Annotated in this window: 1 protein-coding gene; it reads right to left on the bottom strand. The window is 47.6% G+C overall.

Going from position 1 to position 945, the window contains the following annotated elements; all coding sequences use genetic code 11:
* Positions 1-945, bottom strand: a 945-nt coding sequence (gene cobT, locus R7Q48_RS25345; RefSeq protein ID WP_318132906.1) for a nicotinate-nucleotide--dimethylbenzimidazole phosphoribosyltransferase, incomplete at both ends; no start/stop codon positions are given.

Genomic DNA, 945 nt, shown 5'->3' on the forward strand with positions numbered 1-945 from the left:
ATCGTTAGTCCCGCTCTGTAAAAACTGGCGATTTTATTATAGCACTGCGCAGCGGCTTTCAATAGCGGCAATGCCAACGCAGCACGTGTTCCTTCACCGAGGCGGAGCCCTAAATCCAGCAAAGGTTCGGCTTTTAATGACTCCAACACAAACTTGTGTCCGTTTTCTTCTGAACGATGTGCAAACAGCATGTAGTCACGTGTTTCTTCGTCTAGTAACGTGGCAACATACGCCGCGACAGAGACAATAAAACCATCGACAAGCACTGGCGTTTTCAAACGCTTCGCCTCAAGGAACGCCCCAACCATCTGTACGATTTCAAATCCACCAACTTGCGATAATACGGCTTTGGCGTCTAGACCTCGACAACGACTTACCCCTTGAGCAACCAACTTTAACTTTCGGCTCAACTGCTCTGAGTTGATGCCCGTACCAAGACCAACACAGTGGTTTACCTCAAGCGGGCTGAGTGCCGCCAATAATGCGGAAGCCGAGCTGGTATTTCCAATGCCCATCTCGCCAAACATCAGTAAGTTAGATCCTGAATAGATGGTGCTTTGCGCCACTCTTGCACCATATTCCAAACCAAGCGCTACTTGTTCAGAAGACATCGCCGCTTGCTTTGAAAAATTGGCAGTGCCATTTCCTAAACGCTGCTCAATTAAATTCGGATGAGATTTAAACTCAGGAACCATGACTTCGATTGGCGCAAGCATACCGCAGTCAATCACTTTGAATTCGATTTGGTTTACATCGCAAAAGCAGTTAATTGCCGCACCTCCAGCAAGGAAGTTTGCAACCATTTGCTGGGTAACTTCACTCGGTGCGATGCTAATGCCTTCTTTCGCAACACCATGGTCGCCAGCAAACACCAACATCGTTGGCTTGCGAATAACAATCTCTTCAACGGCTTGTGCTTGATCTTGGCTTTGAATCAACGCTAAC

The sequence above is a fragment of the Vibrio sp. 378 genome, assembly GCF_033339435.1.